Genomic DNA, 26,144 nt, shown 5'->3' on the forward strand with positions numbered 1-26,144 from the left:
GCGCCATGGATGGCGCGTGGCGGCGGCCCCCCAAATCACTGTCGGATTACGGGCACACCGAGCCTAGGCGAGGTGCCGAGTGTTGGGGCAAGAGCGTTTTGCTTACTTTTGCGCTCTATCAAAAGTGAGCCGCTGTAAGAGCGGAACCCTAAGTAGCCATCACCGAAATAACGGATAAGCCCCCTGTCATCCAACCGTCACCGGAACTTCATGGAGATGACACCGAGCCTACATAGCCTGAGTTTGGACAAACAAGTCGACCGGCCGAACAGTGGCTGGCACTCGGAGATTCGCCATGACTCAGATCGCCCGCATCAGCGACACCGGCAATGAACGCCGTCTGCAAGCCGAACGCCTGATTGGCGCAGCGGCATTGCAGGAAGCCCAGGCCCTGCGTTTCAACGTGTTCAGCGGCGAGTTCAACGCCAAGCTGAAAGGTGCGGAACAGGGTCTGGACATGGATGACTATGATGTTCACTGCAGCCACATCGGCGTGCGGGACTTGAACACTGGCCGCCTGGTGGCGACCACCCGCTTGCTCGACCACGCGGCCGCCAGCACCCTGGGTCGTTTCTACAGCGAAGAAGAATTCAGCCTGCACGGGCTGCTCCACCTGCAAGGCCCGATCCTGGAAATCGGCCGTACCTGCGTCGACCCGGCCTACCGCAACGGCGGCACCATCGCGGTGCTCTGGGGCGAGTTGGCCGAGGTGCTGAACCAGGGCGGCTACAGCTACCTGATGGGCTGCGCGAGCATCCCGATGCACGACGGCGGTATCCAGGCCCATGCGATCATGCAGCGCCTGCGCGAACGCTACCTGTGCAACGAACACCTGCGCGCCGAACCGAAGAAGCCCTTGCCGGCGCTGGACCTACCGTCCAACGTGATTGCCGAGATGCCGCCCTTGCTCAAGGCCTACATGCGCCTGGGCGCGAAGATCTGCGGCGAGCCGTGCTGGGATGAAGACTTCCAGGTGGCCGACGTGTTCATCCTGCTCAAGCGCGACGAGTTGTGCCCGCGTTATGCACGCCACTTCAAGGCTGCAATGTGATGAGCCGCCTGCGGGTGTACGGGCGCATTGCCCGCGTGCTGCTGGTGGTGGCGCTGGGCTTGAGCATGGCCAGTGTGTTTGGTGTGTTCGAGCGCTTAGGCATTGCCAACTCGATGGTACGGCGCCAGCGTTGGTCGCGGTTTTTCATGGCGCGGCTGACCAACGCCCTGCCCTTTCGCGTGACGGTGCACGGCGAGTTGCCGCAAACCCCGATGCTGTGGGTGAGCAATCACGTGTCCTGGACTGACATCCCGCTGTTGGGGATGGTCACGCCCATGTCGTTCCTGTCCAAGGCCGAAGTACGCACCTGGCCGGTGGCCGGCTGGTTGGCGGCCAAGGCCGGCAGCTTGTTCATCCGCCGCGGTTCGGGCGACAGCCAATTGATCCGCAAGCAGATGACCCGCCATCTGGAGCAACAGCACCCGCTGTTGATGTTCCCCGAGGGCACCACCACCGACGGGCGCAGCCTGCGCACCTTCCACGGGCGTTTGCTGGCCAGCGCGATTGATGCCGAGGTGTCGCTGCAACCGGTGGCGATCCGTTACCTGCGTGACGGCCAGGTGGACCCGCTGGCACCGTTTATTGGCGATGATGATTTGCTGTCGCACCTGATGCGGCTGTTTGCCAATGACCAGGGCGATGTGGAAATCCATGTGCTCAAGCCGATTGCCTGTGCCGGGCAGGAGCGTGCGGCGCTGGCGTTCCAGGCGCAGCAGGCGGTGCAGAAGGCGTTGTTTGGGCCGGTGCCGGAAGCAGAGCCAATCGCGGTTCGACCGGCATTCGCGGCTTAAAGCGGGCACGGTTAAACATGTGGGAGCTGGCTTGCCTGCGATGGCGGTGTTGAATTCACCGACGCCATCGCAGGCAAGCCAGCTCCCACATTTAGACCTCAGTGGTCAGTTGTTTTTGTGCAAAGGCCTGCAGCTCGGGATAGAAGATCCGGAAGTCTTCGCTCAACGGCTCATAAAGCTCGCGCAACTCCTGCATTGCAAACCCCAATTCCTCCGGCTGCGACAGCCTCCGCGAAATCCCCCGCAACACCTGCTCCATCACCGCAAACTCGCGATACGACCCCAACCAGTCATCCGCCGCCATCCACGGCGCAATCTGCGCCAGTCGCCCCGGCAATTGCGGCTCGGCCGCCAATACGCGGTACACCTGCGATGTGAAATGCTCCAGCGGCTGGTCGGCATACAGCGCCCAATCCCGCGCCAGGCAATGGTCGAAAAACACATCAAGGACGATCCCGGCATAGCGCTTGCGGGTCAGGGTGAAACGCGACAGTGCCTCCCCTACCAACGGGTGGCTGTCGGTGAAACGGTCGATGCTGCGGTGCAGCGCAATTGCCGCCTCGATTTGCGGGCTGAACTGGCCCTGCAGGCGGCCTTTGACGAAGTCGCCATACAAACTCCCCAGCAGTTGCGCAGGAAGTTGGCCGCCCAGGTGCAGATGTGCGAGATAATTCATGGTGCGCAGTCTATCACTGCCATCAACGTATCGTTATAACCCGATATACCGATTTGAGCTGGACTCAGATCAAATTCATATTGGTATATCGGGATACAACGATTTAAAGTTCGCCTCATCGCGATATAACGCTGCACGACACCGAGCACCTGCCATGTCCATCGACCTCGACGAAATAATAAAAGCCCTGGCGCACCCAGTACGGCGAGACATCCTCAACTGGCTGAAAGACCCGAAAGTGCAATTCCCCGAGCAAGTGCACAACCACGAATACGGCATCTGCGCTGGGCAGATCGACCAGCGCTGCGGCTTGTCCCAGTCGACCGTGTCGGCCCACCTGGCCACGTTGCAACGGGCGGGTTTGATCAGCAGCCAGAAGGCCGGGCAGTGGAACTTTTTCAAACGCAACGAGGACACCATTCGCGCGTTCCTCGATGCGCTCATCACTGAGCTAACCCCCGACATCAGCGAACCGCTGTAACCAAGGAAACGATAATGCCCCTCTCGCTACTCATACTGGCCCTGAGCGCCTTCGCCATCGGCACCACCGAGTTCGTCATCATGGGCCTGCTGCCCGATGTGGCGACGGACCTGGGCGTATCGATCCCCGGCGCCGGCTGGCTGGTAACCGGCTACGCCCTGGGCGTGGCCATCGGCGCGCCCTTCATGGCACTGGCCACCGCCAAGCTGCCGCGCAAGGCCGCCCTGGTAGCGTTGATGGGGATCTTCATTATTGGCAACCTGCTCTGCGCCCTGGCAGGTGACTACAACGTGCTGATGTTTGCCCGTGTGGTCACCGCGCTGTGCCACGGTGCATTCTTTGGGATTGGTTCTGTGGTAGCGGCCAACCTGGTGCCGGCCAACAAGCGGGCTTCGGCCGTGGCCTTGATGTTCACCGGTTTGACCCTGGCCAACGTGCTGGGCGTGCCACTGGGTACCGCGCTGGGCCAGGAAGCCGGCTGGCGTTCGACCTTCTGGGCTGTGACCGTGATTGGCGTTGTGGCACTGATCGGGCTGATCCGCTTCCTGCCGGCCAAACGTGACGAAGAAAAACTCGACATGCGCGCCGAACTCAAGGCCCTCAAGGGCGCCGGCATCTGGTTGTCGCTGACCATGACCGCGCTGTTCTCCGCCTCGATGTTCACCCTCTTCACCTACGTCGCACCGCTGCTGGGCGATGTGACGGGCGTGTCGCCCAAAGGCGTGACCTGGACCCTGTTGCTGATCGGCCTGGGCCTCACTGTGGGCAACATCATCGGCGGCAAGCTGGCGGACAAGCGCCTGGCGGCCACCCTGCTCGGCGTGTTCGCCAGCATGGCGGTGGTCTCCACCCTGCTGACCTGGACCAGTGCTGCGGTGATCCCGACTGAAATCACCCTGTTCCTGTGGGCTGCCGCTTCGTTTGCCGCCGTGCCGGCGCTGCAAATCAACGTGGTGACCTTCGGTAAGGCGGCACCGAACCTGGTGTCCACCCTGAACATCGGCGCATTCAACATCGGCAACGCCCTCGGTGCCTGGGTCGGCGGCACGGTGATCGCCCACGGTTTCGGCCTGACCAGCGTGCCCTTGGCCGCGGCCGCCCTGGCGATCCTCGCGCTGCTGGTGACCCTGATTACCTTCCGTCAGAGCGGCGATGCCGACCTGGCCCCTGCGACCCACTGATCAATCCACTTAAAGAGAAGGGTGTTATCCCATGACGACGATTTTCGATCCCATCAAACTGGGCGACCTGGAACTGTCGAACCGCATCATCATGGCACCGCTGACCCGCTGCCGCGCCGATGACGGTCGTGTACCCAACGCGCTGATGGCCGAGTACTACGTGCAGCGCGCCTCTGCGGGCCTGATCCTCAGCGAAGCCACTTCCGTGACGCCCCTGGGCGTCGGCTACCCGGACACCCCGGGCATCTGGTCCAACGACCAGGTGCGCGGCTGGGCCAATGTGACCAAGGCTATCCACGGCGCAGGCGGCAAGATCTTCCTGCAACTGTGGCACGTGGGCCGTATCTCCCATGAGTCGTACCTGAACGGCGAAAGCCCGGTGGCCCCGAGTGCGATCCAGCCCAAAGGCCATGTCAGCCTGGTTCGCCCGCTGGCCGACTACCCAACTCCACGCGCCCTGGAAACCGCTGAAATCGCCGACATCGTCGACGCCTACCGCACCGGTGCCGAAAACGCCAAGGCCGCCGGCTTTGACGGTGTAGAAATCCACGGTGCCAACGGCTACCTGCTTGACCAGTTCCTGCAGAGCAGCACCAACAAGCGTACCGACAACTACGGTGGCTCCCTGGAAAACCGTGCGCGCCTGCTGCTGGAAGTGACTGACGCTGCCATCGAAGTCTGGGGCGCAGGCCGTGTGGGTGTGCACCTGGCACCACGCGCCGACTCCCACGACATGGGCGACGACAACCTGGCAGAAACCTTCACCTACGTGGCCAGCGAGTTGGGCAAGCGCGGCATCGCGTTTATCTGCTCCCGTGAAAAAGAAGGCGCCGACAGCCTCGGCCCACAACTGAAAAAAGCCTTCGGCGGCCCGTACATCGCTAACGAACGCTTCACCAAGGACAGCGCCAACGCCTGGCTGGCAGCGGGCAAGGCTGACGCAGTGGCGTTCGGCGTCCCGTTCATTGCCAACCCGGACCTGCCGGCTCGCTTGAAGGCCGATGCGCCATTGAATGAAGCGCACCCGGAAACCTTCTACGGCAAAGGCCCTGTCGGCTACATCGACTACCCGACGCTGGCGATCTGATGTAACCCGCTGAAACGAAAAAGCCCCGGTTCGCAGGAACCGGGGCTTTTTCATTGGCGCTGGGAAACATTCCTTCACAGCCTTGCAACAAAATCGCTACAAAATACTTAGGCGGCTACCTATCAACCGCCCGCCAGCCCGTATATAAAGTCACCCCACCTATCAGTCGAAGGGGCGATTGACTGCCTCTGGGCTTTACTGTTGACACAACTGGATGCAATTACGCATTTTGTCTTAATTGCGCAGGCTGGGGCTCAAGCGCAGCATGTCCAACCCTGCATCCACCCAGCGTTCGGCATCCTGATGCAATTGGAAGCTGTCGGGCACCAGCAGCCACTGGCCGATCAGCCCGTGAATGTAGGCATGGATGCACACCGCGCCGCGGGTTGTGTCCAGGTTTTCCGGAAGTTGCCCGCGATGGACCGCGTTGCGCAATGTCAGCCCGATGCGCAGGTTGCACTCAAGACTGTGGGTTTGGCGTTGACGCCGCATGTCACACATTTCATCGGTGAACTCGCACTTATGAAACAGGATTTCGTTGATGCGCCGGGTTTTCGGGTCCAGTGCCACTTGATGATAAAGATGAATGAGCAACTTGCGCATGCAGCCCAGCGGGTCGACTTCATCCTCGCTTTCACTCGCCCGGGCCAACTCGTCCAGCGGCTCGTGCAGCGTGTCGAGCAGCGCCTGGAGCAAGTCGGACTTGTTGCTGAAGTGCCAGTAGATGGCCCCCCGCGTCACGCCCGCCAGCGCAGCGATGTCTGCCAGCGTGGTCCGCGCGACACCGCGTTGGTAAAAGGCTTGCTCGGCGGCATCGAGAATCTGGCTGCGCGTTTCCTGAGCTTCCTCTTTGGTGCGACGAACCATGGCAGTAAAACCTCTATCAGGACACTGTGGATGGTGCTGGACCATCATCTGAATAATTGTGGGACGACGCCGTCATGGGCGCCGAACGTACTAAAATCGAGGCTTTGGGAGCTGCTTTGTCAACATTTCGCGAAGCCTGTCAAGAGTTTACAAACAACCGTGAACGTAAGTATATTGCGTAGCAAGCTACTTATCTACTCACGGCTTGTTTTTTACCCTTCCACACTTCTTGTGCGCAGTCTGCGCGCCTGACCCGAGGATCTTCATGCAACTTAAGCCAGCTGTTACCGCTCTGGTTACTGCCGTCGCCCTGGCATCGCTGCTCAGCGGATGTAAAAAGGAAGAAGCGGCTCCGCCCGCTCAAACCCCTCAGGTCGGCGTGGTCACTATTCAACCGCAAGCCTTTACCCTGACGTCCGAACTGCCAGGCCGCACCACCGCCTACCGCATTGCGGAAGTTCGCCCACAGGTCAACGGCATCATTCTCAAGCGCCTGTTCAAGGAAGGCGGCGACGTGAAGGAAGGGCAACAGCTCTACCAGATCGACCCGTCGGTGTATGACGCCACCCTGAAAAGCGCGCAAGCCAGCCTGACCCAGACCAAGTCCATCACCGACCGCTACAAGCAGTTGGTCGATGAACAAGCCGTCAGCCGTCAGGAATACGACACCGCCGTCGCCAACCGCATGACCGCCGAAGCAAACGTTCAAACCGCCCAGATCAACGTGCGCTACACCAAAGTGTTCGCGCCGATCTCCGGGCGTATTGGCCGTTCTTCGGTGACCGAAGGCGCACTGGTCAGCAACGGCCAGACCGACGCCATGGCGGTGATCCAGCAACTGGACCCGATCTACGTCGACGTCACGCAGTCCTCGGCCGAAATGCTGAAACTGCGCCGCGACCTGGAAAGCGGCCAACTGCAGAAAGCCGGCGACAACGCGGCCAAGGTCAAGCTGACCCTGGAAGACGGCAGTTCCTACGCCCAGGACGGCAAGCTGGAATTCTCCGAAGTGTCGGTTGACCAGACCACCGGCTCCGTGACCCTGCGCGCCGTGTTCCCCAACCCTGACCACACCCTGCTGCCGGGCATGTTCGTACACGCCCAACTGCAAGCCGGCGTGAACAGCAAGGCCATCCTCGCCCCTCAGCAAGGCGTGACCCGCGACCTCAAGGGCATTCCGACTGCGCTGATCGTGAACAAGGACAACAAGGTCGAGCAACGCGTACTGGTCGCCAACCGTACAGCCGGCGCCTACTGGCTGGTGGAAAAAGGCCTGGACGCCGGTGACCGCGTGATCACCGAAGGCTTGCAATTCATCAAGCCGGGCATCGAAGTCAAGGTCAAGGACGCCGATAACGCCAAGCCTGCTGGAACCGCTGCTGCTCCTGCTGCCACTACGGGCAAAGGGGAGTAACCCATGTCTAAATTTTTTATCGACCGTCCCATTTTCGCCTGGGTAATTGCCCTGGTGATCATGCTGGTCGGGGCACTGTCGATCCTGAAGTTGCCCATCAACCAGTACCCGGCCATCGCGCCAACTGCCATTGATATCCAGGTGACCTACCCGGGTGCCTCTGCACAAACCGTGCAGGACACCGTGGTGCAGGTGATCGAGCAACAGCTCAACGGTATCGACAACCTGCGTTACGTAGCCTCGGACAGTAACTCCGACGGCAGCATGACCATCACCGCGACGTTCAACCAGGGTACCAACCCGGACATCGCCCAGGTTCAGGTGCAGAACAAGCTGAACCTGGCGACCCCACTGCTGCCGCAAGAAGTGCAGCAGCAGGGTATCCGCGTGACCAAGTCGGTGAAGAACTTCCTGATGGTGATCGGTCTGGTGTCGGAAGACGGCAGCATGACCAAGGACGACCTGTCCAACTACATCGTGTCCAACATCCAGGACCCGATCTCGCGTACCGCGGGTGTGGGTGACTTCCAGGTCTTCGGTTCGCAGTACGCCATGCGCATCTGGCTCGACCCGGCCAAGCTGAACAACTACCAGCTCACGCCGGTGGATGTCAGCAACGCCATCGCGGCCCAGAACGTCCAGGTGGCCACCGGTCAACTCGGCGGCCTGCCTGCCCTGCCCGGCACCCAACTGAACGCCACCATCATCGGCAAGACCCGCCTGCAAACCGCTGAAGCGTTCGGCAAGATCCTGATGAAGGTCAATGCCGACGGCTCGCAGGTTCGACTGGGCGATGTTGCCCGGATCGAGCTGGGCGGCCAGAACTACAGCATCAGTGCACAGTTCAACGGCAAGCCGGCTTCCGGCATGGCGATCAAGCTGGCAGCAGGCGCTAACGCCCTGGACACCGGCAAGGCTATCCGCGCCACCGTGGCCTCTCTGGAACCGTTCTTCCCGCCAGGCATGAAGGCCGTAGTGCCGTACGACACCACCCCTGTTGTGACCGAATCGATCTCCGGTGTGGTTGACACCCTGGTCGAAGCGATCGTGCTGGTGTTCCTGGTGATGTTCCTGTTCCTGCAGAACTTCCGCGCCACCATCATCACCACCATGACCGTTCCGGTGGTATTGCTGGGTACGTTCGGGATCCTCGCGGCCTTTGGCTTCACCATCAACACCCTGACCATGTTCGGCATGATCCTGGCCATCGGCTTGCTGGTGGACGACGCCATCGTTGTGGTGGAAAACGTCGAGCGGGTGATGGCCGAGGAGCATTTGTCGCCTAAAGAGGCGACGATCAAATCCATGGGCCAGATCCAGGGCGCCCTGGTGGGTATTGCCCTGGTACTGTCGGCGGTACTGCTGCCGATGGCCTTCTTCGGCGGTTCCACGGGTGTGATCTACCGGCAGTTCTCCATCACCATTGTGTCGGCGATGGCGTTGTCGGTACTGGTTGCCCTGATCTTCACCCCCGCCTTGTGCGCCACCATGCTCAAGGACATCGACCCGGAAAAGCACGGCCAACCCAAGCGCGGTTTCTTCGGCTGGTTCAACCGTACCTTCGACAGCGGCGTGCTGAAATACGAGCGTGGCGTCGGCAACATGATCAAGCACAAGATCCCGGCGTTCCTGGTGTACGCGCTGATCCTGGCCGGCATGATCTGGATGTTCACCCGTATTCCTAGCGCGTTCCTGCCCGAGGAAGACCAAGGTGTGATCTTTGCCCAGGTGCAGACGCCGGTCGGTTCGTCGGCTGAGCGCACGCAGAAGGTCATCGACGACATGCGCGCCTTCCTGCTCAACGACAAGGAAGGCGAGCCTGGCGAAGGCAAGGCCGTGAAGTCGGTGTTCACCGTGAACGGCTTCAACTTCGCCGGCCGTGGCCAGAGCTCGGGCCTTGCGTTCGTGATGCTCAAGCCGTGGGGCGAGCGTGATGCCACCCAGTCGGTATTTGAAGTGGCCAAGCGTGCCCAGGGTTACTTCTTCGGGGCTTTCAAGGACGCTATGGTCTTTGCCATCGTGCCGCCTTCGGTTCTGGAGCTGGGTAACGCCACCGGTTTCGACGTGTTCCTGCAAGACCAGGGTGGCGTCGGCCACGAGAAGCTGATGGCTGCACGTAACCAGTTCCTCGGTGCCGCAGCGCAAAGCAAGGTCCTGGCGGGCGTGCGCCCCAACGGCGTGAACGATGAGCCGCAATACGAACTCACCGTTGACGACGAAAAAGCCAGCGCCCAGGGCATCAGCCTGTCGGACATCCAGCAGACCCTGGCGATTGCCCTGGGTGGCAGCTACGTCAACGACTTCATCGACCGTGGTCGTGTGAAGAAGGTGTACGTGCAGGGTGACGCCGCCAGCCGTATGTCCCCGGAAGACCTGGACAAATGGTACGTGCGCAGCAACTCCGGGAAGATGGTGCCGTTGTCGGCCATCTCGTCGGGCAAGTGGATCTACGGCTCGCCGAAGCTCTCGCGTTACAACGGTGTAGCGGCGATGGAAATCCTCGGTACTCCGGCACCGGGCTACAGTACCGGTGACGCGATGGCGGAAGTCGAGCGTATCGCCAAAGACTTGCCAGCCGGCGTGGGTTACGCCTGGACCGGCCTGTCGTACGAAGAGCGCCTGTCCGGCTCCCAGGCTCCGGCGTTGTACGCGCTGTCGCTGCTGGTGGTGTTCCTGTGCCTTGCGGCCCTGTATGAAAGCTGGTCGATCCCGATCGCGGTGATCCTGGTGGTGCCACTGGGTGTGATCGGTGCATTGATCGCCACCAGCCTGCGCGGCCTGTCCAACGACGTGTTCTTCCAGGTGGGCTTGTTGGTGACGGTGGGCCTGGCGGCGAAAAACGCCATCCTTATCGTCGAGTTCGCCAAGGAGCTGCATGAACAAGGCAAGGGCATCGTCGAGGCGGCCATCGAGGCGTCCCGCATGCGTCTGCGTCCGATCATCATGACCTCCATGGCGTTCATGCTCGGCGTACTGCCCCTGGCGATTTCCACCGGTGCCGGTTCGGGCAGCCAGCACGCCATCGGTACCGGCGTGATTGGCGGTATGATCACCGCCACCGTGCTGGCGATCTTCTGGGTGCCACTGTTCTATGCAACCGTGTCCTCGGCTGGCGAACGTAAAAAGAAAGACACTACTGAAACTCCTAAAGAGGCTGGCCAATGAGCAAGTCGCTACTCTCCTTAGCCGTCACCGCATTCGTGCTCAGTGGCTGCTCGCTGATACCTGACTATCAGCGCCCTGAGGCGCCGGTGGCCGCCCAGTTCCCGCAGGGGCCGGCGTATTCGTCGGCCCAGGCGCCGAGCCAGGCCGCGGCGGAGCAAGGCTGGAAGCAGTTTTTCCATGACCCTGCCCTGCAACAGCTGATCCAGACCGCACTGGTGAACAACCGCGACCTGCGTGTCGCGGCCCTGAACATCGATGCCTACGCCGCGCAGTACCAGATCCAGCGCGCCGATCTGTTCCCGGCCGTCTCGGCCACGGGCAGCGGCAGCCGTTCGCGTACCCCGGCCAAGCTGTCGCAGACCGGCGAATCGACCATCAGCAGCCAATACTCGGCCGGCCTGGGTATCAGCTCCTATGAGCTGGACCTGTTCGGTCGCGTGCGCAGCCTGAGCGAAGAAGCCCTGCAGAAGTACTTCGCCACTGAAGAAGCACGGCGCAGCACCCAGATCAGCCTGGTGGCCAGCGTGGCCAACGCCTACCTGACCTGGCAGGCCGACAAAGAGCTGCTCAAGCTCACCCAGGACACCCTGGGCGCGTTCGAGCAGAGCTACAAGCTGACCTCGCGCAGCAATGAAGTCGGCGTGGCCTCGGCCCTCGACCTCAGCCAGGCGCGCACCTCGGTGGAAAACGCCCGCGTGCAACTGGCACGTTATACGCGCCAGGTGGCCCAGGACGAAAACAGCCTGACCCTGCTGCTGGGCACCGGCTTGCCGGCCAACATCACCAGCAAGCCGCTGGCGGATAACCTGCTCAGCGAAGTGCCCGCCGGGTTGCCTTCGGACCTGCTGCAACGTCGTCCCGACATCGTGCAGGCCGAGTACAACCTCAAGGCCGCCAACGCCAACATCGGTGCAGCCCGGGCAGCGTTCTTCCCGAGTATCAGCCTGACGGCCAGCGCCGGCACCGCCAGCCCGACCCTGGGCGGCCTGTTCAAGGGCGGTTCGGGTACCTGGTCGTTCGCCCCGCAGATCAACATCCCGATCTTCAACGCTGGTAGCCTGCGCGCAAGCCTGGACTACTCGAAGATCCAGAAAGAGATCAACGTGGCCAACTACGAGAAGGCCATCCAGACCGGCTTCCAGGAAGTCTCCGACGGCCTCGCCGCGCGTGAGACCTACAAGCAGCAGCTGGATGCCCAACGTGGCTTCGTCGCGGCCAACCAGGATTACTACCGCCTGGCCGAGCGTCGCTACCGCATTGGTGTCGACAGTAACCTGACGTTCCTCGACGCCCAGCGCCAACTGTTCAGTGCCCAGCAATCGCTGATCACCGACCGCCTGGCGCAGCTCACCAGCGAGGTTAACCTGTACAAGGCCCTCGGCGGTGGCTGGAACGAGCAGACGGCCAAGAACGAGCCGCTGAAAGAAGAAGCGCCGCCGTTGAAGTTGTTCTGATAGCAGCGCTGTACACCAAACCGCTTCCCTCACCGGAAGCGGTTTTTTTATGCCCGCCGCTCTCTGTAGCAGCTGGCTTGCCAGCGATGGCGGTCTTTCCCTGTGAACAACACTACCTGACACACCGCTATCGCCGGCAAGCCGGCTCCTACAGGTGATCGGCGTTGCGTTGTTGCCTTGCTTTTCGCCCAACCCTTCAGGGTAAAATTGGTAACAGATTCTTACAGACCACAGAGGGAGCTTGTCGTAATGATCGTAGGAATCGACCTGGGGACGACCAACAGCCTGGCCGCCGTCTGGCGCGGCGATGCCGCCGAAATGGTGCCCAATGCCCTTGGCCAGCTGCTGACCCCCAGTGTGGTCGGCCTGGATGATCAAGGCCGCGTCCTGGTCGGCCAAGCCGCCAAGGAACGCCTGCACACCCACCCGCACCTGACCACCTCGCTGTTCAAGCGCTACATGGGCAGCGCCACTGAAGTGCGCCTGGGCGACCGCTCGTTCCGCCCCGAAGAACTCTCGGCGCTGGTACTCAAGAGCCTCAAGGAAGACATCGAGCGCACCTACGGCCAGACCGTCACCGACGCCGTGATCAGCGTGCCCGCCTACTTCAGCGACGGCCAACGCAAGGCCACGCGCATCGCCGGTGAGTTGGCGGGGCTCAACGTTGAAAAACTGATCAACGAACCCACCGCCGCCGCCTTGGCCTACGGCCTGCACCAGCGTGACAAGGAAACCTCGTTCCTGGTGTTCGACCTGGGCGGCGGCACCTTCGACGTGTCGATCATTGAGCTGTTCGACGGCGTGATGGAAGTGCGTGCCAGCGCCGGCGACAACTTCCTTGGCGGTGAAGATTTCGACACCCTGCTGCTGGAACACTTCGTCGACAGCCAGCGCAACGCCCCAGGCTTCCCGCCCACCCGCAGCGTGCTGCAAGCCCTGCGCCGCGAAGCCGAGCGCGTACGCAAGGCCCTGGGCCAGGACGACAGCGCCGAGTTCAGCCTGCGCGTCGACGGCCAGCAATGGGTCAAGACCATCACCCAGCAGGAACTCGCCAAGCTCTATACGCCCCTGCTGGAACGCCTGCGCGCCCCGATCGAACGCGCCCTGCGTGATGCGCGGATCCGTGTCGGCGACCTCGATGAGATCCTGCTGGTCGGCGGCACCACGCGCATGCCGCTGGTGCGCAAGCTCGCCGCCGGCCTGTTCGGGCGCTTCCCGTCCATCAGCCTCGACCCGGATCAGGTCGTCGCCCACGGCGCGGCGATTCAGGCGGCGCTGAAAGCCCGCTCGGCGGCTCTTGAAGAGGTGGTGCTCACCGACGTCTGCCCCTACACCCTGGGCATCGAGACCTCGAACCAGTACGGCGGCCATATCGAAAGCGGCCACTACCTGCCGTTGATCGAACGTAACAGCAGCGTGCCGGTGAGCCGGGTCAAGACGGTCGTGACCCTGCATGACAACCAGAGCCAGGTGCTGCTCAAGATCTTCCAAGGCGAAAGCCGCCTGGTCAAAGACAACATCGAACTCGGCCAACTGGACATCGCGGTGCCCAAGCGCAAGGCCGGCGAAGTCTCGCTGGACGTGCGTTTCACCTACGACAACAACGGCTTGCTGGAAGCCCAGGTAAAGATCCCGCTGACCGGCGAGCAACACTCACTGGTCATCGAGAACAACCCTGGCGTGTTGAGCCCGGAGGAAATCCAGCAACGCCTGCAAGCCCTGGCGCAGTTGAAGGTTCACCCGCGCGACCAACAGGTCAACACCGTGCTGGTCGCCCGCCTCGAACGTCTCTACCAGGAAAGCCTCGGTGAGGTGCGCGAACAGCTCGGCCACTGGGCGGCGCAGTTCCAGCAGGTGCTCGACACGCAGGACGAACGCCGTATCCGCGAGGCCCGCAGCGAACTCACCCGCCAACTTGAACACCTCGACAACGGGTTCTGGCGCTAAGGGAAAACAACATGGATTGTTGGACAGTGTTGCAACTGGCAGACGATGCCGACGAGCGCACGATCAAGCGCACCTACGCGCGCCTGCTCAAGGGCTGCCGGCCGGACGATGATCCCGAAGGTTTCCAGCGCCTGCGCGAAGCCTACGAAGAAGCGTTGAATGAAGCACGCTGGCGCACGGACGACGAGGCCGAGGAGACCGTTCACGCGCCTATCGCCGAACCGGCCTACGCCAACCTCAACGACCTGGCCGAACTGATGGACGTGCGCCCGCTCAGCCCTGCGCCGTTCGACGCCCCAGCACCGAGCCCGGCCCAAGCCCTACTCGCCGGCCTCAACGTGCACAACCTCGATGAACGCTGGGCCCACGCCCAACTTCAAGGGTGCGCCGACGCCTTTCAAGACGGTCTGTTGCGCCACTGCTTCGACGCGCCAGGCGAGCGCAGCGCCATCGCCCGTTGGGCGGTGCAGCACCTGGAATGGCTGACGCCCTGGCAACAGGTGAGCATGACGCCCTGGCAGCACGAGGCCCTGAGTGCCGAACTGCTGCAGGACTACCGCCTAACTTTGCAGGAGCTGCTGGAGCAAAAGGCCGAACGCGAATTCATCACCCAACTCACGCAGTACAACACCCAGCCCTGGCTGCGCGTGTTCGACCTGCAGCAACAGTGGCAACGCATCGTCCTGCAACTGCTCTACGACACCCAATGGAGCGTGCCGCTGTTCGAGCGGGTGTGCCAGGCGTTCGGCTGGGACGACCAGAAAGGCGTGTTCCCGGAACCCGCGTGGATGTGGCGCCAGCTGGTCTCGCGCTGCGAGCAGGAAAGCTTCTTCGCCAACCTCCAAGAGAAGGCCCAGGACCCTCGGCGTACGTCCCCGGATGCGCTGGCGGCACGGCTGTTGCTCACACCGATGTCGGCCACCCAACACAAACGCATCATCGACCAGTTCGGCGAAAACGAGTGGAACGCGTGCCAGCACCTGGCCGAAACACTGACCTGGCGCTACCCGCAACTGGCTGAACGCGTGCCGCAAGACGACCTGTTTTTCTGGCGCAGATTTGTCCCTCGGCCGATCTACACCCAGGTGTTTATCCGACTGTGGGCCGTCTTTGCATTGGGCCTCGGCCTGAGCATCGCCCACGACAAACCCGACCGCATGGACCTGATGTCGATCGTGATCTTCATGATGATGGCGTTCGTACCGGCCGGTATTGGCTTTCGCGTCACACAGCTGTGGGCGGGCATGAGTTCGACCTTCAAGGTCCCGGACCTGTGGCTGACCGAGCGCCTGGTGCCCAAGCGGTTCAACCCCAACAGTTATTGGCTGGTGATACGTCACGGCGTGCCGCAGGCCGTCATGCTGCTAGCCTGCGGGCTGATGCTCGGCGTACTGGGCATGGTCACCTACGCCGGCATGGTGCTGATCAACCTGCTGCATAAAAAACGCATCGGCCACATCAGCCAGGCGTTCAGCCACGGCTACCCGTGGCTGAACGGTTTGCACTGGGCGTTCTGGAGCCCGCTGCAGGTGGTGTTCCTGGTGGTGATGGTGAGCGCGATTGTTGCGGCCCAGCATTACTTGCCGGCGGTTCCCTGGACTCATCTAACACTACCGCGTTAGCAGTTAAAGCTCGTCCATGATGCTTTCATCAAGTGCGAGCTTTTATTTAAGTACAAAACATTTAAGCGACCTGATTTACTTGAACTTGAAACGCCGAGCTTTTTATTGAATATTTTACTTCTTTGCTTTCAGACAAAAAATGCACAACTGAGAACTCAAACTCACCAATAAACCAAGCACCTAATCCCTCGCCATTGATTTGGCCTACTTTAAATGTTCCCTCAGGATCTGAGTGACCGCCTGCCGCAAACTCGGGCAATACAAAATTCACACCTACCTGCCCTTCTTGCACCTCACCCGAAATCCGGTATGACGTATAGGACTTGAGTGGATTCCCGCGGAATTCGAGGCTCTCGAAGGGCCCACCTTCTGGCGGTCTGCATCGGATGAAAAAGTCGGAGTTGGGATACCGAATGTAATAGACATCATCCCAATGACGCACATCGTAACCTTCGCCATCCTTCGTGATAACAAACTCACAAAAAACAGGGACTACCTTACCCTCACCAAACTCACTTCCAGCCCCCAGAGACTTATCCATATCAGCACCCTCACATTTAACATTGAGTCAGCACTGACACTATAGCTGCGGATTTCGGATCGGCAACTGTCAAATCTAACAGGTTGACGATTCAACCCCCTCATTCAAAGTTAAAAAACTGGACTTAAATTCAAGTTATAAACAAATAACTTATGACAAAGACCTATTAGATCAATTTCGTTCGATCACCGCCCAGAAACAAATTTGCCCAATTGAACCCCCTCCGCCCTCCCACGCACCATGGCCGGCACCTGCATAACCCCAATAACAACAGGTCCTACACCATGAGCATTCTCCACCCGCGCCAGTTCGTGCTGGCGACCGCTGTCGCGTGCGTTACCCTACCCGTCGTCGCCGAAGAACACGGCTTTCTCGAAGACGCCAGCGCCAACCTCAACCTGCGCAATTTCTTCTTCAACCGCAATTACACCAACCCGACCAAGGCCCAGGGCGGCGCGCAGGAGTGGACGCAGAGTTTCATCCTCGACGCCAAGTCCGGCTTCACCCAGGGCACCGTGGGTTTCGGCGTGGACGTGCTCGGCTTGTACTCGCTCAAGCTCGACGGCGGACGCGGCACGGGCGGTACGCAGTTGCTGCCGCTGGACCACGACGGTCGGCCCGCCGATGAGTTCGGGCGCCTGGGCGTGGCGTTCAAGGCGCGCATTTCCAAGACCGAAGTGAAGGTCGGCGAGTGGATGCCGGTGCTGCCGATCCTGCGCTCCGACGATGGCCGCTCCCTGCCGCAAACCCTGCGCGGCGGGCAGATCACCTCCAAGGAAATCAGCGGCCTGACGCTGTACGGCGGCCAGTTCCGCGCCAACAGCCCGCGTGACGACAGCAGCATGAGCGATATGTCGATGTTCGGTAAAACCGCCTTCACCTCCGACCGCTTCAACTTCCAGGGCCTGGAATACGCGTTCAACGACAAACGCACCCAGGTCGGCCTGTGGAATGCCCAGCTCAAGGACATCTACAGCCAGCAATACCTCAACCTGACCCACAGCCAACCCGTGGGCGACTGGACCCTGGGCGCCAACCTCGGCTTCTTCTACGGCAAGGACGACGGCAGCGCCCGCGCCGGGGAACTGGACAACAAGACCTGGTCCGGCCTGTTCTCGGCGCGCTACGGTGGCAACACCTTCTACGTCGGCCTGCAACGACTCACCGGCAACAGCGCCTGGATGCGCGTCAACGGCACCAGCGGCGGCACCCTGGCCAACGACAGCTACAACGCCAGCTACGACAATGCCCAGGAAAAATCCTGGCAAGTGCGCCACGACTTCAACTTCGTCACCCTCGGCGTGCCGGGGCTGACCCTGATGAACCGCTACATCAGCGGCAGCAACGTACACACCGGCACCGTCACCGATGGCAAGGAATGGGGCCGCGAGAGTGAACTGGGTTACACGGTGCAAAGCGGGCCACTGCGCGACCTCAACGTACGCTGGCGCAATTCGAGCATGCGCCGCGACTACAGCAACAATGAGTTCGATGAAAACCGGTTGATCGTCAGTTACCCGATCAGTTTGCTGTGAACCGGCGGGTATCGAACGATCGCACCGCATCTTTGATACCCATATACGCGCCCTTTCGGATAGGTACAACGGAGAACTCTTAAGAGATTGCTGTAGTACCTATCGTCAAGGGTAGAGGGAACTGTCACCTGCAAAATATCCACTGATAGGCATCCTGGCCGCCGCATGCGCTGGCTAGGACAAACAACAAAGGATAACAACAGGTGGCCTCCCGATGAACTCAATCACTCAACAACAACCTCAATTGACACCCCCACCGCCGTCAGCCCCATCCACGGATACTGCAGCGTCTAAACACCCCTTCGACAATCCCCACATACGCCCAAAGACACAGGTATTGCTGGATGACGGTAATCTGCGAGCCAGCCGCAAGACCCTCGAATACGCTGAAGACCCGAAAAAACCTGTAGTCATGGGAAACACGCTGATACTTGAAACGGGTGACGCTTCGGACAATATTCATGTCGGTCAACGTCCAGATGGGCAACTAAGCGTCAATGTGAATGGCCGGGTTTACACCTTCGCCCCGTCTGACGGCGCCCCTGATTCTTCGTCCCAGAATCAGCCAAAGCCTTTCTTCAATCTTCAGATCAAATCCGGAGGCGGCAACGACAATATAACGATTGACCCCAATGTCACCACTGAAGTGAAAATCGACGCAGGCGATGGCGATGACACCGTTCAAGCCGGAGGCGGAACCACTGAAGTTTATGGAGGCCGCGGCAACGACCACATTCGACTTGGCAGCGGCGCGGGTTATGCCGAAGGCAACGAGGGTGATGACACCATGATTGCCGGCACCGGGCCTTCGGTTATGTACGGCAACAAAGGCAAGGATCGTATGTATGCCGGCTCCGGCCCTTCCGATAAGACAACTCATCTGGATGGCGGTGAAGACGACGACCAATTGCACGGGGGCGATGGCACTGCAGTACTGAACGGTGGCCTCGGAAACGACGTACTGGTCCCTTATGACAACAACATTGTCTACACAGGAAAGGGGCGCGACACTGTGTGGGCCAACTTCCGAAAAGCGCGCATCTATGCCACCGACGGAGATCGCCTGATCAATGCCGGACAATCGACCGTCACAACAGTCAATCCGAACGACGCAGGTCGCAAAGCTTTCAACATCAAGGGTTCGGACGCGTTCAAGCAACGGGTTGAAGACGACTTGGAACTACTCCGTGCCTCGCCCGCCGGGAAAGAAATGCTTGAGGCTATGGATCAGGCGGCCGAGCGCAATGGAGCGCCGGTCAATATTGAGCAGGACGATAAGTACGCCACTACTTACACATTCTCAAATACCGAGCTGGATGCACTGAACGAAGAGGAACGGGCGGACATCAAACGGAGCGACCCAAGGAAGGGGGCTATCAAGGATGGTAAGCCGGGGTCCGTGGCGAACAGCGCTACGATCTACTTTAACCCGACCCATATCGAACAAAGTACCCAGAACACGTCGCCTATTATCCAGTTCTACCATGAGATGGTGCATGCCTGGAACGGTGCTAACGGAACATTCCTGCCAGGTTTAAGTGCCCGGTCAGCCGACAACCCCAGCCGCTTAGGCCCAGCCAACGCCGAACTGCAGGCCATAGGTCTACCGACTGAAACAGCGCCCTTCGACTTCGATAACGACCCCTCTACGCCGCCCACCGCAACCAATCCGGAGCCGTTCACCGAGAATACGTTGAATAAGGAAATGGGCAAGCCGCTGCGAGGCCAATACGTGGGTTGACCCTAACGGGTGCTCGTCTGTCAGCCTGTAACCTCACACAGCCGATCTTGCTGTATGGTGCGCGCCTGCCGCTGCTGATCTACCCAGCAGCGGCCTATATTCGAGCCCGTGCACACCATGAAATCCCTCGCCTTCGCGTCTGCCCTCCTGGCCATGGCACTGTGCCTCAGCGGCTGCATCGGCGCGCCCATCGCCCTGACGCCGCAGACCGAGCAACGCCTGCAAGCCCAGGCACCGATCCGTTTTCTGCTGACCTTCGATGACGGCCCCAGCGCGTCGGGCTACAACAACCCGAGCCGCTCGGTGGTGGCTGACCTGGCGAACAACCCGATACTGCCGGGCATCAAGGCGGTGTTTTTCCTGCAGACCGAAGCCTCACGCTCCGGCGGCAACCCGCGCGGTCACAAGACCATGGAGCGTGAATACGCCGCCGGGCACATCCTGGCCTTCCACACGGCGACGGCGTTTCACACCAATCACCGTTGGCTGAATGATGCCGAGCTGGAAAGCACCCTCACCCAGGGTGCGGCGGACATTGCCGCGATCACTGGCAGCCCGCCCAATCTGGTGCGCCCGCCCTTCTGGAACTACGACAAGCGCACCTTCGCCGCCTACCAACGCCACGGCATGCACGTGCTGCTGACCGACCTGAGCGCCAACGATGGCAAGATCTGGGGCTTCAATGGCAGCCCGCGTCGCCGCGCCAACCTGTACCGGCAATTGTCGGTGTTGCGTGAGCACATTGCCTTGGGTGAGCTGCCGACGGTGGACGGGGTGATCCCGGTGGTGGTGACGTTCCACGACATCAACCGCTACACCGCACGGCATATGCAGGAATACCTGCAGATCCTGCTGGACAGCGCGCGGATCAATGGCATGAAGACGGCGGCCGAGCCGTTCTATACCGACACGGCCCAGCTTCAGCGGGCGGCGCTGGCGCGCACGGTCAAGGACGTGAATGAGCCGGTGCACCTGCCCGGCGTGTGGAATTGGGTGTGGGATGCCGATACCCGCTGACCCCACGGTTAAATGAGCTTTTCTGTGGGAGCTGGCTTGCCTGCGATGCAAGCACCTCGGTCTGTCAGGCAGACCAGGGTGATCCTATCGCAGGCAAGCCAGCTCCCACAGGTTGACCGCATTTCAATTCAGGCTTCGCGGGACTCTACGCCCAGCTCATCCCACACCGACTCAGCCAGGTGAAACGTCGCGTTCGCCGCCGGAATCCCGCAGTAGATCGCGCTCTGCATCAGCACTTCCTTGATCTCAGCGCGGGTCACGCCGTTGCTCGCGGCGGCGCGCAGGTGCAGCTTGAGTTCTTCGTTACGGTTCATGCCGATCAGCATGGCGATGGTGATCAGGCTGCGGGTGTGCCGCGGCAAGCCGGGGCGGGTCCAGATGTCGCCCCAGGCGTGGCGGGTGATCATTGCCTGGAACTCGCTGTTGAACTCGGTCAGGGCATTGAGGCTGCGGTCGACATGGGCATCGCCCAGCACTTCGCGGCGCACTTGCAGGCCCTCGGCATAACGTTGTTTCTCGTCCAAAAAAAGTACTCCTCTACACCTGTAGTGAGCGGGCTTGCCCCGCGCCGCGGTGTGCCAGGCACTTCAAATCAACCTGATACACCGCCGCGTGGGGCAAGCCCGCTCACTCCATTATTGGGCTGACAGAAATGCCAGGACGCGCGTGCTGAACGCGGCGCCGGCCTGGACGTTGGACAGGTGCGCCGCAGGGAACTCGGCGTACTCGGCGCCTCGCACATGGGCCTGGATAAAGTGACTGCCGGCAGGCGGTGTGACGGCATCTTCAGTGCCGGCAATCACCAGGGTCGGCACCTGGATCGACGCCAGTTGCTCACGGAAATCCGCATCCCGCACCGCCGCACAGTTCGCGGCATAGCCCTCGGGCGAAGTGGCCGCCAGCATGTCGGTGATCTGCTTGGCCTGGTCCGGATTGGCCGCCGCAAAATCAGCGGTAAACCACCGCGCAATCGATGCATCACGCAGGGCGACCATGGCCGCCGCGCCATCGCGCAGTACCATTTCAATGCGTGGGTTCCACACTTCGGGCGTGCCGATCTTGGCGGCGGTGTTGCACACCACCAGGCGGTTCAAGCGATCGCCCGCGTTAATCCCCAGCCATTGGCCAATCAAACCGCCCATGGACAGGCCGCAAAAATGCGCACGCTGAATATCCAGCGCATCCAGCAGCGCGATCACGTCGTGCCCCAGTTGCTCGATACTGTAAGGGCCTTCGGTGACCAGGGATTTACCGTGGCCACGGGTATCAAAACGCAGCACACGGAAATGCTCGGTGAAGGCCGGAATCTGGATGTCCCACATATGCAGATCAGTGCCCAGGGAGTTGGACAGCACCAACACCGGTGCCCCCTCAGGGCCGTCCAGTTGGTAATGCAGTTCGCCCTCGGCGAGTTGTACAAAGGCCACGGTGGTCTCCTCAAGCAAAGTGTTCGGTCACGGCGCGGGTGACCCAGGTACGGGCCTGGCCCAGGTAGTGGGCCGGGTCGAGCAGGCGGTCGAGTTCGTCTACGGACAGTTCGGCGGTGATCTGTGCTTCGTCCGCCAGAACCGCACGCAAGTGGCGGCCTTCGGCGACGGCACGCTTGCAGCACTGCTCCAGCAAGTGGTGCGCGGTTTCCCGGCCCAGGCGCTGGGCGAGCACGATGCTGACGGCTTCGGCCAGCACCAGGCCCTGGGTCAGGTCGAGGTTTTTGCCCATGCGCTCAGCGTCAACTTCCAGCCCTTCGCTCACCAGCAGCGCCTGTTGCAACGCACCGGAGACCAAGAGGCAAATCTGCGGCAGGGTGTCCCATTCGGCATGCCACAGGCCCAGGCTGCGCTCGTGCTCCTGGGGCATGGCGCTGAACATCGTCGACACCAGCCCCGGCACACGGGTGGCGGCGCTGATCAGCACAGCGGCGCCCACCGGGTTACGTTTGTGCGGCATGGTCGACGAACCGCCCTTGCCCGGCGCAGAAGGCTCAAACACCTCGGCCGCTTCGGTCTGCATCAGCAGGCTGATATCGCGGCCCAGTTTGCCGAGGCTGCCGGCAATCAGCCCGAGCACGCTGGCGAATTCCACCAGGCGATCACGCTGGGTGTGCCAGGGCTGCTCGGGCAAGCTCAGTTGCAGGTGGGCGGCCAAGGCCTCGGCCACGGGCATCGCCTGTTCCCCCAGCGCCGCCAACGTGCCGGACGCGCCGCCAAATTGCAGCACCAGCAGGCGCGGTTTCAATTGGGCAAGACGCTGCCGACTGCGAGTCACCGCCCCCAGCCACCCGGCGATTTTCATCCCCAGGGTGACGGGCGTTGCGTGCTGCAACCAGGTGCGCCCCGCCAATGGCACGTCGGCATAACGCTGGGCCTGGGCCGCCAGGATGTCGCCCAGGCGCGCCAGGTCGGTTTCGATCAAAGCCACGGCCTGGCGCAGTTGCAGCACCAGGCCGGTGTCCATCACGTCCTGGCTGGTAGCGCCCAGGTGCACATAGCGCTCGGCGCCGGCATCTTCACTGGCGATCAACTTGCCCAGCGCCTTCACCAGCGGAATTGCCGAGTTGCCCGCCGTGGCAATCGCCACACCCAGGGCATCCACGTCGTACAACGAAGCCAGGCACGCCTGGGCAATCGGTGCGACGGCGGCCTGGGGAATCACCCCCACCTGGGCCTCGGCCCGGGCCAGCGCCGCTTCAAAATCCAGCATGCCCTGCAAGCGTCCCCGGTCGCAGAACACCTCGGCCATGCTGCCCGCCGTGAAGTAAGCGTCGAACAATTGATTGCTCGTGCGCACAGTCATAACGCGTCCCTTACAAATCGTGGTGCAGGTACTCCGCCTGCTTCGGCAGGCGCAGGCTGAACAGGAAGGCCACCGCCATCATGCCGGTGACGTACCAGTAGAAGGTGTTTTCCATGCCCATGGATTTGAGGCCCAAGGCCACGTATTCCGCCGAACCACCGAAGATCGCGTTGGCCACGGCATAAGCCAGGCCAACCCCCAAAGCGCGCACATGCGGCGGGAACATTTCGGCTTTCACCAGGCCGCTGATCGAGGTGTAGAAACTCACGATGGCCAGGGCCAGGGAGATCAGCACAAACGCCAGGATCGGGCTGGTGACGGTTTTCAGGGTCAGCAGGATCGGCACGGTGCACAGGGTGCCGAGGGCGCCGAACCAGAGCATGGAGTTACGACGGCCGATCTTGTCCGAGAGCATGCCGAACAGCGGCTGCATGCACATGTACACGAACAGCGCGCCGGTCATGATGTAGCTGGCGGTCTTGGCGTGCATGCCGGCGGTGTTCACCAGGTACTTCTGCATGTAGGTGGTAAAGGTGTAGAAAATCAGCGAACCGCCAGCGGTGTAGCCCAGCACGGTGATGAACGCCGCTTTGTGGTTACGGAACAGCGCCGCCATGCTGCCGGCGTCTTTGTCCTGGCGCGTTTCCTTGCTGGTGGTTTCCTTGAGGGTACGACGCAGCAGCAGGGAAATCACCGCCGCAATGGCGCCGATCACGAACGGAATCCGCCAGCCCCAGGCGCGCAGCTCTTCCTCGGTGAGGATTTGTTGCAGGATCACCACCACCAGCACCGCCAGCAGTTGCCCACCGATCAGGGTCACGTACTGGAACGAGGCGAAGAAGCCGCGCTGGCCCTTGAGCGCGACTTCACTCATATAGGTCGCGGTGGTGCCGTATTCACCCCCCACCGACAGGCCCTGGAACAGGCGCGCCACCAGCAGCAAGGCCGGGGCCCAGGCGCCAATGTCTTTGTAGGTCGGCAGGAAGGCGATGACCAGGGAACCGGCGCACATCATCAGCACCGAGATCATCATCGAGTTCTTACGCCCGTGCTTGTCGGCTACCCGGCCAAACAACCAGCCGCCGATGGGGCGCATCAGGAAGCCGGCGGCGAACACACCGGCGGTGTTGAGCAGCTGCACCGTCGGGTCATCCGAGGGGAAAAACGCCGGGGCGAAATAGATGGCGCAGAAGGCGTAGACGTAGAAGTCGAACCATTCGACAAGGTTGCCGGAGGAAGCACCGACAATCGCAAAAATCCGTTTGCTGCGTTCTTCTCCGGTGTAGTGACTCGTTGTTGTTGTCATGTTTTTTTCACTCAGTGGGAACGGTTATAGCCTAGACATACTTTGCAACAACCATGTTCCGCAAGAAGACTTTTGGATAGGAGTTGCCTGAGCGGGCCTCATCGCCGGCAAGCCAGCTCCCACAGTTGACTGCATTCCAGAGTTGGAACTCGATCAAATGTGGGAGCTGGCTTGCCCGCGATAGCGTCCTCAAGGCCATCTCAATAATCGAAGAACACCGTTTCCTTATCGGTACCCTGCAAAATCACATTCCACTGATGCACACCCTCTGCATCAGGCTTGGCAATCAAGGTGCCACGCCGCTCTGCCGGTACACAGGCCAACAGCGGGTCATCCCCATTCAACGCTTCACCGTCGAAATAGATCCGCGTGAGCAGGTGCTTCACCAACCCACGGGCGAACACCAGCACCACCAAGTGCGGCGCTTGAGTCGTGCCCTTTAACCCCGGTACGGCGCCAGGCTTGATGGTGGTAAAGCGAAACCGCCCTTCCCCATCCACCGGCACCCGGCCGAAGCCTTCGAAGTGCGGGTCGACGGCCTTGTCTTGTTCATCTTCCGGGTGGTCGTACTTGCCGGCGGCGTTGGCCTGCCAGACTTCGAGCATGGCGTCGTTGACGACATCACCGTTGCCATCCACCACTTGCCCGCTGATTGCCACGCGTTCGCCGAGGGTGGCGGCGGTGGTCAAGTCTTCACGGTTCAGCCAGGTCAGGCCGATGTGGTAATACGGCCCGACGGTGTGGGACGTGGTCGCGTTGAGTGTCATCTCATTTCTCCATCGGCGTGGCGTCGCGGCCGCGCAGGACGATGTCCCAGCGGTAGCCGAGGGCATAGGAAGGAATGGTTTTTTCCAAGTCGAAGCGCGCGATCAGGCGCTCCTTGGCCGAAGTGTCCGGCACGCAGTTGTAGATCGGGTCGTATTCCAGCAGCGGGTCGCCGGGGAAATACATCTGCGTGACCAGGCGCGTCAGCACGCTAGGGCCGAACAGCGAAAAGTGGATATGCGCCGGGCGCCACGCGTTGTGGTGGTTGCCCCAGGGGTAGGCGCCGGGCTTGATGGTCTGGAACTGGTACCAGCCGTCGGCATCGGTGACGGTACGCCCGGTGCCGGTGAAGTTCGGGTCCAGGGGCGCATCGTGCACATCGCGCTTGTGGTTGTAGCGGCCGGCCGCGTTGGCCTGCCAGATTTCCACGAGGATGCCCGGCACCGGCAAGCCGTTTTCATCCAGCACGCGGCCGTGGATGATGATGCGCTCGCCTTGCGGCTCGCCGTCATGCTGGGCGGTGAGGTCATTGTCCTTCTCATTGACCCGTTCGGCACCGAGGGTCGGGCCGGTGATTTCCGACAACGAATGGGGCAGGAACACCAACGGCTGAGACGGCGAACGCAGGTTCGTCGACTGATAGGCCGGGTGCAGGTAATCAGGTTGAGTGCCCGCTTGCGGGCGCCGGTAACCGGGCTTGTCACTCATGG

22 protein-coding genes are annotated in these 26,144 nt (G+C 61.3%); 13 read left to right on the plus strand and 9 right to left on the minus strand.

Translation table 11 applies throughout. The features are described from left to right. Positions 1–295 precede the first annotated feature (295 nt). Positions 296–1,051 (plus strand): L-ornithine N(alpha)-acyltransferase, encoded by a 756-nt coding sequence (gene olsB, locus ACVWVP_RS23585; protein ID WP_259171758.1) that lies wholly within the window; start codon positions 296–298, stop codon positions 1,049–1,051. Next, a complete protein-coding gene (locus ACVWVP_RS23590; protein ID WP_178925674.1) occupies positions 1,051–1,842 on the plus strand; it encodes a lysophospholipid acyltransferase family protein in 792 nt (263 codons plus the stop codon). The genes olsB and ACVWVP_RS23590 overlap by 1 nt, the downstream gene beginning before the upstream one ends. Positions 1,843–1,933: 91 nt before the next feature. Here the strand turns inward: ACVWVP_RS23590 and ACVWVP_RS23595 are convergent, their stop codons facing one another. Then, a complete protein-coding gene (locus tag ACVWVP_RS23595; protein WP_178925675.1) occupies positions 1,934–2,518 on the minus strand; it encodes an acyl carrier protein phosphodiesterase in 585 nt (194 codons plus the stop codon). Between the two features lie 154 nt (positions 2,519–2,672). On the opposite strand from ACVWVP_RS23595, the gene ACVWVP_RS23600 reads away from it, so the two are divergent. From ACVWVP_RS23600 to ACVWVP_RS23610, 3 genes are read left to right on the plus strand one after another with little or no spacing between them, the layout of a single operon-like run. Continuing rightward, entirely contained in the window at positions 2,673–2,999 is a 327-nt protein-coding gene (locus tag ACVWVP_RS23600) for an ArsR/SmtB family transcription factor (RefSeq protein WP_176994783.1), read from the plus strand. A gap of 14 nt (positions 3,000–3,013) precedes the next feature. Next, the gene (locus ACVWVP_RS23605) at positions 3,014–4,180 is read left to right on the plus strand and encodes an MFS transporter (protein ID WP_178925676.1); all 1,167 of its coding nucleotides are present in this window, start codon (positions 3,014–3,016) and stop codon (positions 4,178–4,180) included. Positions 4,181–4,211: 31 nt separating this feature from the next. Continuing rightward, complete coding sequence (locus tag ACVWVP_RS23610; protein ID WP_457408351.1) at positions 4,212–5,267, plus strand: alkene reductase; 1,056 nt, start codon at positions 4,212–4,214, stop codon at positions 5,265–5,267. Positions 5,268–5,501: 234 nt separating this feature from the next. Here the strand turns inward: ACVWVP_RS23610 and ACVWVP_RS23615 are convergent, their stop codons facing one another. Then, complete coding sequence (locus ACVWVP_RS23615; RefSeq protein ID WP_056857447.1) at positions 5,502–6,134, minus strand: TetR family transcriptional regulator; 633 nt, start codon at positions 6,132–6,134, stop codon at positions 5,502–5,504. 265 nt (positions 6,135–6,399) lie between these two features. Here ACVWVP_RS23615 and ACVWVP_RS23620 point away from each other — a divergent pair, with 265 nt between their 5' ends. The 5 genes from ACVWVP_RS23620 (at position 6,400) to ACVWVP_RS23640 (ending at position 15,736) form a co-directional block, all read left to right on the plus strand. Then, on the plus strand, positions 6,400–7,548 hold the full coding sequence (locus tag ACVWVP_RS23620) for an efflux RND transporter periplasmic adaptor subunit (protein WP_259171761.1): 1,149 nt from the start codon (positions 6,400–6,402) through the stop codon (positions 7,546–7,548). A gap of 3 nt (positions 7,549–7,551) precedes the next feature. Beyond that, the gene (locus tag ACVWVP_RS23625; protein ID WP_178925679.1) at positions 7,552–10,713 is read left to right on the plus strand and encodes an efflux RND transporter permease subunit; all 3,162 of its coding nucleotides are present in this window, start codon (positions 7,552–7,554) and stop codon (positions 10,711–10,713) included. After that, on the plus strand, positions 10,710–12,167 hold the full coding sequence (adeC, locus tag ACVWVP_RS23630) for an AdeC/AdeK/OprM family multidrug efflux complex outer membrane factor (protein WP_457408354.1): 1,458 nt from the start codon (positions 10,710–10,712) through the stop codon (positions 12,165–12,167). Before ACVWVP_RS23625 ends, adeC begins: the two co-directional genes overlap by 4 nt. Before the next feature lie 249 nt (positions 12,168–12,416). Continuing rightward, complete coding sequence (locus tag ACVWVP_RS23635) at positions 12,417–14,114, plus strand: molecular chaperone HscC (RefSeq protein WP_259171762.1); 1,698 nt, start codon at positions 12,417–12,419, stop codon at positions 14,112–14,114. A gap of 11 nt (positions 14,115–14,125) precedes the next feature. Then, positions 14,126–15,736 carry a J domain-containing protein gene (locus tag ACVWVP_RS23640; RefSeq protein ID WP_457408356.1) on the plus strand — a complete coding sequence of 537 codons (1,611 nt, stop codon included), beginning with the start codon at positions 14,126–14,128 and terminating at the stop codon, positions 15,734–15,736. Positions 15,737–15,797: 61 nt separating this feature from the next. Here ACVWVP_RS23640 and ACVWVP_RS23645 read toward each other — a convergent pair whose 3' ends face one another. Further along, entirely contained in the window at positions 15,798–16,277 is a 480-nt protein-coding gene (locus tag ACVWVP_RS23645; protein ID WP_457408359.1) for a hypothetical protein, read from the minus strand. A 284-nt stretch (positions 16,278–16,561) separates the two neighbouring features. Between ACVWVP_RS23645 and ACVWVP_RS23650 the strand changes: the two genes are divergently transcribed. The 3 genes from ACVWVP_RS23650 (at position 16,562) to ACVWVP_RS23660 (ending at position 20,570) form a co-directional block, all read left to right on the plus strand. Beyond that, positions 16,562–17,812, plus strand: a complete 1,251-nt coding sequence (locus ACVWVP_RS23650) for an OprD family porin (RefSeq protein ID WP_259171764.1) — start codon at positions 16,562–16,564, stop codon at positions 17,810–17,812. A gap of 337 nt (positions 17,813–18,149) precedes the next feature. Further along, complete coding sequence (locus ACVWVP_RS23655) at positions 18,150–19,553, plus strand: M91 family zinc metallopeptidase (RefSeq protein WP_457408363.1); 1,404 nt, start codon at positions 18,150–18,152, stop codon at positions 19,551–19,553. A gap of 117 nt (positions 19,554–19,670) precedes the next feature. Continuing rightward, positions 19,671–20,570: a polysaccharide deacetylase family protein gene (locus ACVWVP_RS23660; RefSeq protein ID WP_457408365.1), complete on the plus strand. Its 900-nt coding sequence runs from the start codon at positions 19,671–19,673 to the stop codon at positions 20,568–20,570. 128 nt (positions 20,571–20,698) lie between these two features. Here ACVWVP_RS23660 and pcaC read toward each other — a convergent pair whose 3' ends face one another. The 6 genes from pcaC to pcaH all read right to left on the minus strand — a co-directional run bounded on the left by pcaC (position 20,699) and on the right by pcaH (position 26,142). Further along, the gene (gene pcaC / locus ACVWVP_RS23665) at positions 20,699–21,094 is read right to left on the minus strand and encodes a 4-carboxymuconolactone decarboxylase (RefSeq protein ID WP_178925686.1); all 396 of its coding nucleotides are present in this window, start codon (positions 21,092–21,094) and stop codon (positions 20,699–20,701) included. A 111-nt stretch (positions 21,095–21,205) separates the two neighbouring features. Then, entirely contained in the window at positions 21,206–21,997 is a 792-nt protein-coding gene (gene pcaD, locus ACVWVP_RS23670; protein ID WP_178925687.1) for a 3-oxoadipate enol-lactonase, read from the minus strand. 10 nt (positions 21,998–22,007) lie between these two features. Further along, positions 22,008–23,363 (minus strand): 3-carboxy-cis,cis-muconate cycloisomerase, encoded by a 1,356-nt coding sequence (locus ACVWVP_RS23675; protein ID WP_259171769.1) that lies wholly within the window; start codon positions 23,361–23,363, stop codon positions 22,008–22,010. Positions 23,364–23,373: 10 nt separating this feature from the next. Then, entirely contained in the window at positions 23,374–24,669 is a 1,296-nt protein-coding gene (locus tag ACVWVP_RS23680; protein ID WP_178925689.1) for an MFS family transporter, read from the minus strand. 200 nt (positions 24,670–24,869) lie between these two features. Beyond that, on the minus strand, positions 24,870–25,436 hold the full coding sequence (gene pcaG, locus ACVWVP_RS23685) for a protocatechuate 3,4-dioxygenase subunit alpha (protein ID WP_178925690.1): 567 nt from the start codon (positions 25,434–25,436) through the stop codon (positions 24,870–24,872). A 1-nt stretch (position 25,437) separates the two neighbouring features. Further along, positions 25,438–26,142, minus strand: a complete 705-nt coding sequence (gene pcaH / locus ACVWVP_RS23690; protein WP_178925691.1) for a protocatechuate 3,4-dioxygenase subunit beta — start codon at positions 26,140–26,142, stop codon at positions 25,438–25,440. Positions 26,143–26,144: the final 2 nt, after the last annotated feature.

It is taken from the genome of Pseudomonas sp. TE24901 (assembly GCF_054058375.1).

Coding starts and splice junctions, on each gene's coding strand:
- ACVWVP_RS23605 (WP_178925676.1), top strand. CDS start 3,014: ATGCCCCTCTCGCTACTCATACTGGCCCTGAGCGCCTTCGCCATCGGC.
- ACVWVP_RS23650 (WP_259171764.1), top strand. CDS start 16,562: ATGAGCATTCTCCACCCGCGCCAGTTCGTGCTGGCGACCGCTGTCGCG.
- olsB (WP_259171758.1), top strand. CDS start 296: ATGACTCAGATCGCCCGCATCAGCGACACCGGCAATGAACGCCGTCTG.
- ACVWVP_RS23590 (WP_178925674.1), top strand. CDS start 1,051: ATGAGCCGCCTGCGGGTGTACGGGCGCATTGCCCGCGTGCTGCTGGTG.
- pcaG (WP_178925690.1), bottom strand. CDS start 25,436: ATGACACTCAACGCGACCACGTCCCACACCGTCGGGCCGTATTACCAC.
- ACVWVP_RS23625 (WP_178925679.1), top strand. CDS start 7,552: ATGTCTAAATTTTTTATCGACCGTCCCATTTTCGCCTGGGTAATTGCC.
- adeC (WP_457408354.1), top strand. CDS start 10,710: ATGAGCAAGTCGCTACTCTCCTTAGCCGTCACCGCATTCGTGCTCAGT.
- ACVWVP_RS23610 (WP_457408351.1), top strand. CDS start 4,212: ATGACGACGATTTTCGATCCCATCAAACTGGGCGACCTGGAACTGTCG.
- ACVWVP_RS23680 (WP_178925689.1), bottom strand. CDS start 24,669: ATGACAACAACAACGAGTCACTACACCGGAGAAGAACGCAGCAAACGG.
- ACVWVP_RS23640 (WP_457408356.1), top strand. CDS start 14,126: ATGGATTGTTGGACAGTGTTGCAACTGGCAGACGATGCCGACGAGCGC.
- ACVWVP_RS23615 (WP_056857447.1), bottom strand. CDS start 6,134: ATGGTTCGTCGCACCAAAGAGGAAGCTCAGGAAACGCGCAGCCAGATT.
- ACVWVP_RS23675 (WP_259171769.1), bottom strand. CDS start 23,363: ATGACTGTGCGCACGAGCAATCAATTGTTCGACGCTTACTTCACGGCG.
- ACVWVP_RS23620 (WP_259171761.1), top strand. CDS start 6,400: ATGCAACTTAAGCCAGCTGTTACCGCTCTGGTTACTGCCGTCGCCCTG.
- ACVWVP_RS23600 (WP_176994783.1), top strand. CDS start 2,673: ATGTCCATCGACCTCGACGAAATAATAAAAGCCCTGGCGCACCCAGTA.
- ACVWVP_RS23595 (WP_178925675.1), bottom strand. CDS start 2,518: ATGAATTATCTCGCACATCTGCACCTGGGCGGCCAACTTCCTGCGCAA.
- ACVWVP_RS23645 (WP_457408359.1), bottom strand. CDS start 16,277: ATGGATAAGTCTCTGGGGGCTGGAAGTGAGTTTGGTGAGGGTAAGGTA.
- ACVWVP_RS23635 (WP_259171762.1), top strand. CDS start 12,417: ATGATCGTAGGAATCGACCTGGGGACGACCAACAGCCTGGCCGCCGTC.
- pcaH (WP_178925691.1), bottom strand. CDS start 26,142: ATGAGTGACAAGCCCGGTTACCGGCGCCCGCAAGCGGGCACTCAACCT.
- ACVWVP_RS23660 (WP_457408365.1), top strand. CDS start 19,671: ATGAAATCCCTCGCCTTCGCGTCTGCCCTCCTGGCCATGGCACTGTGC.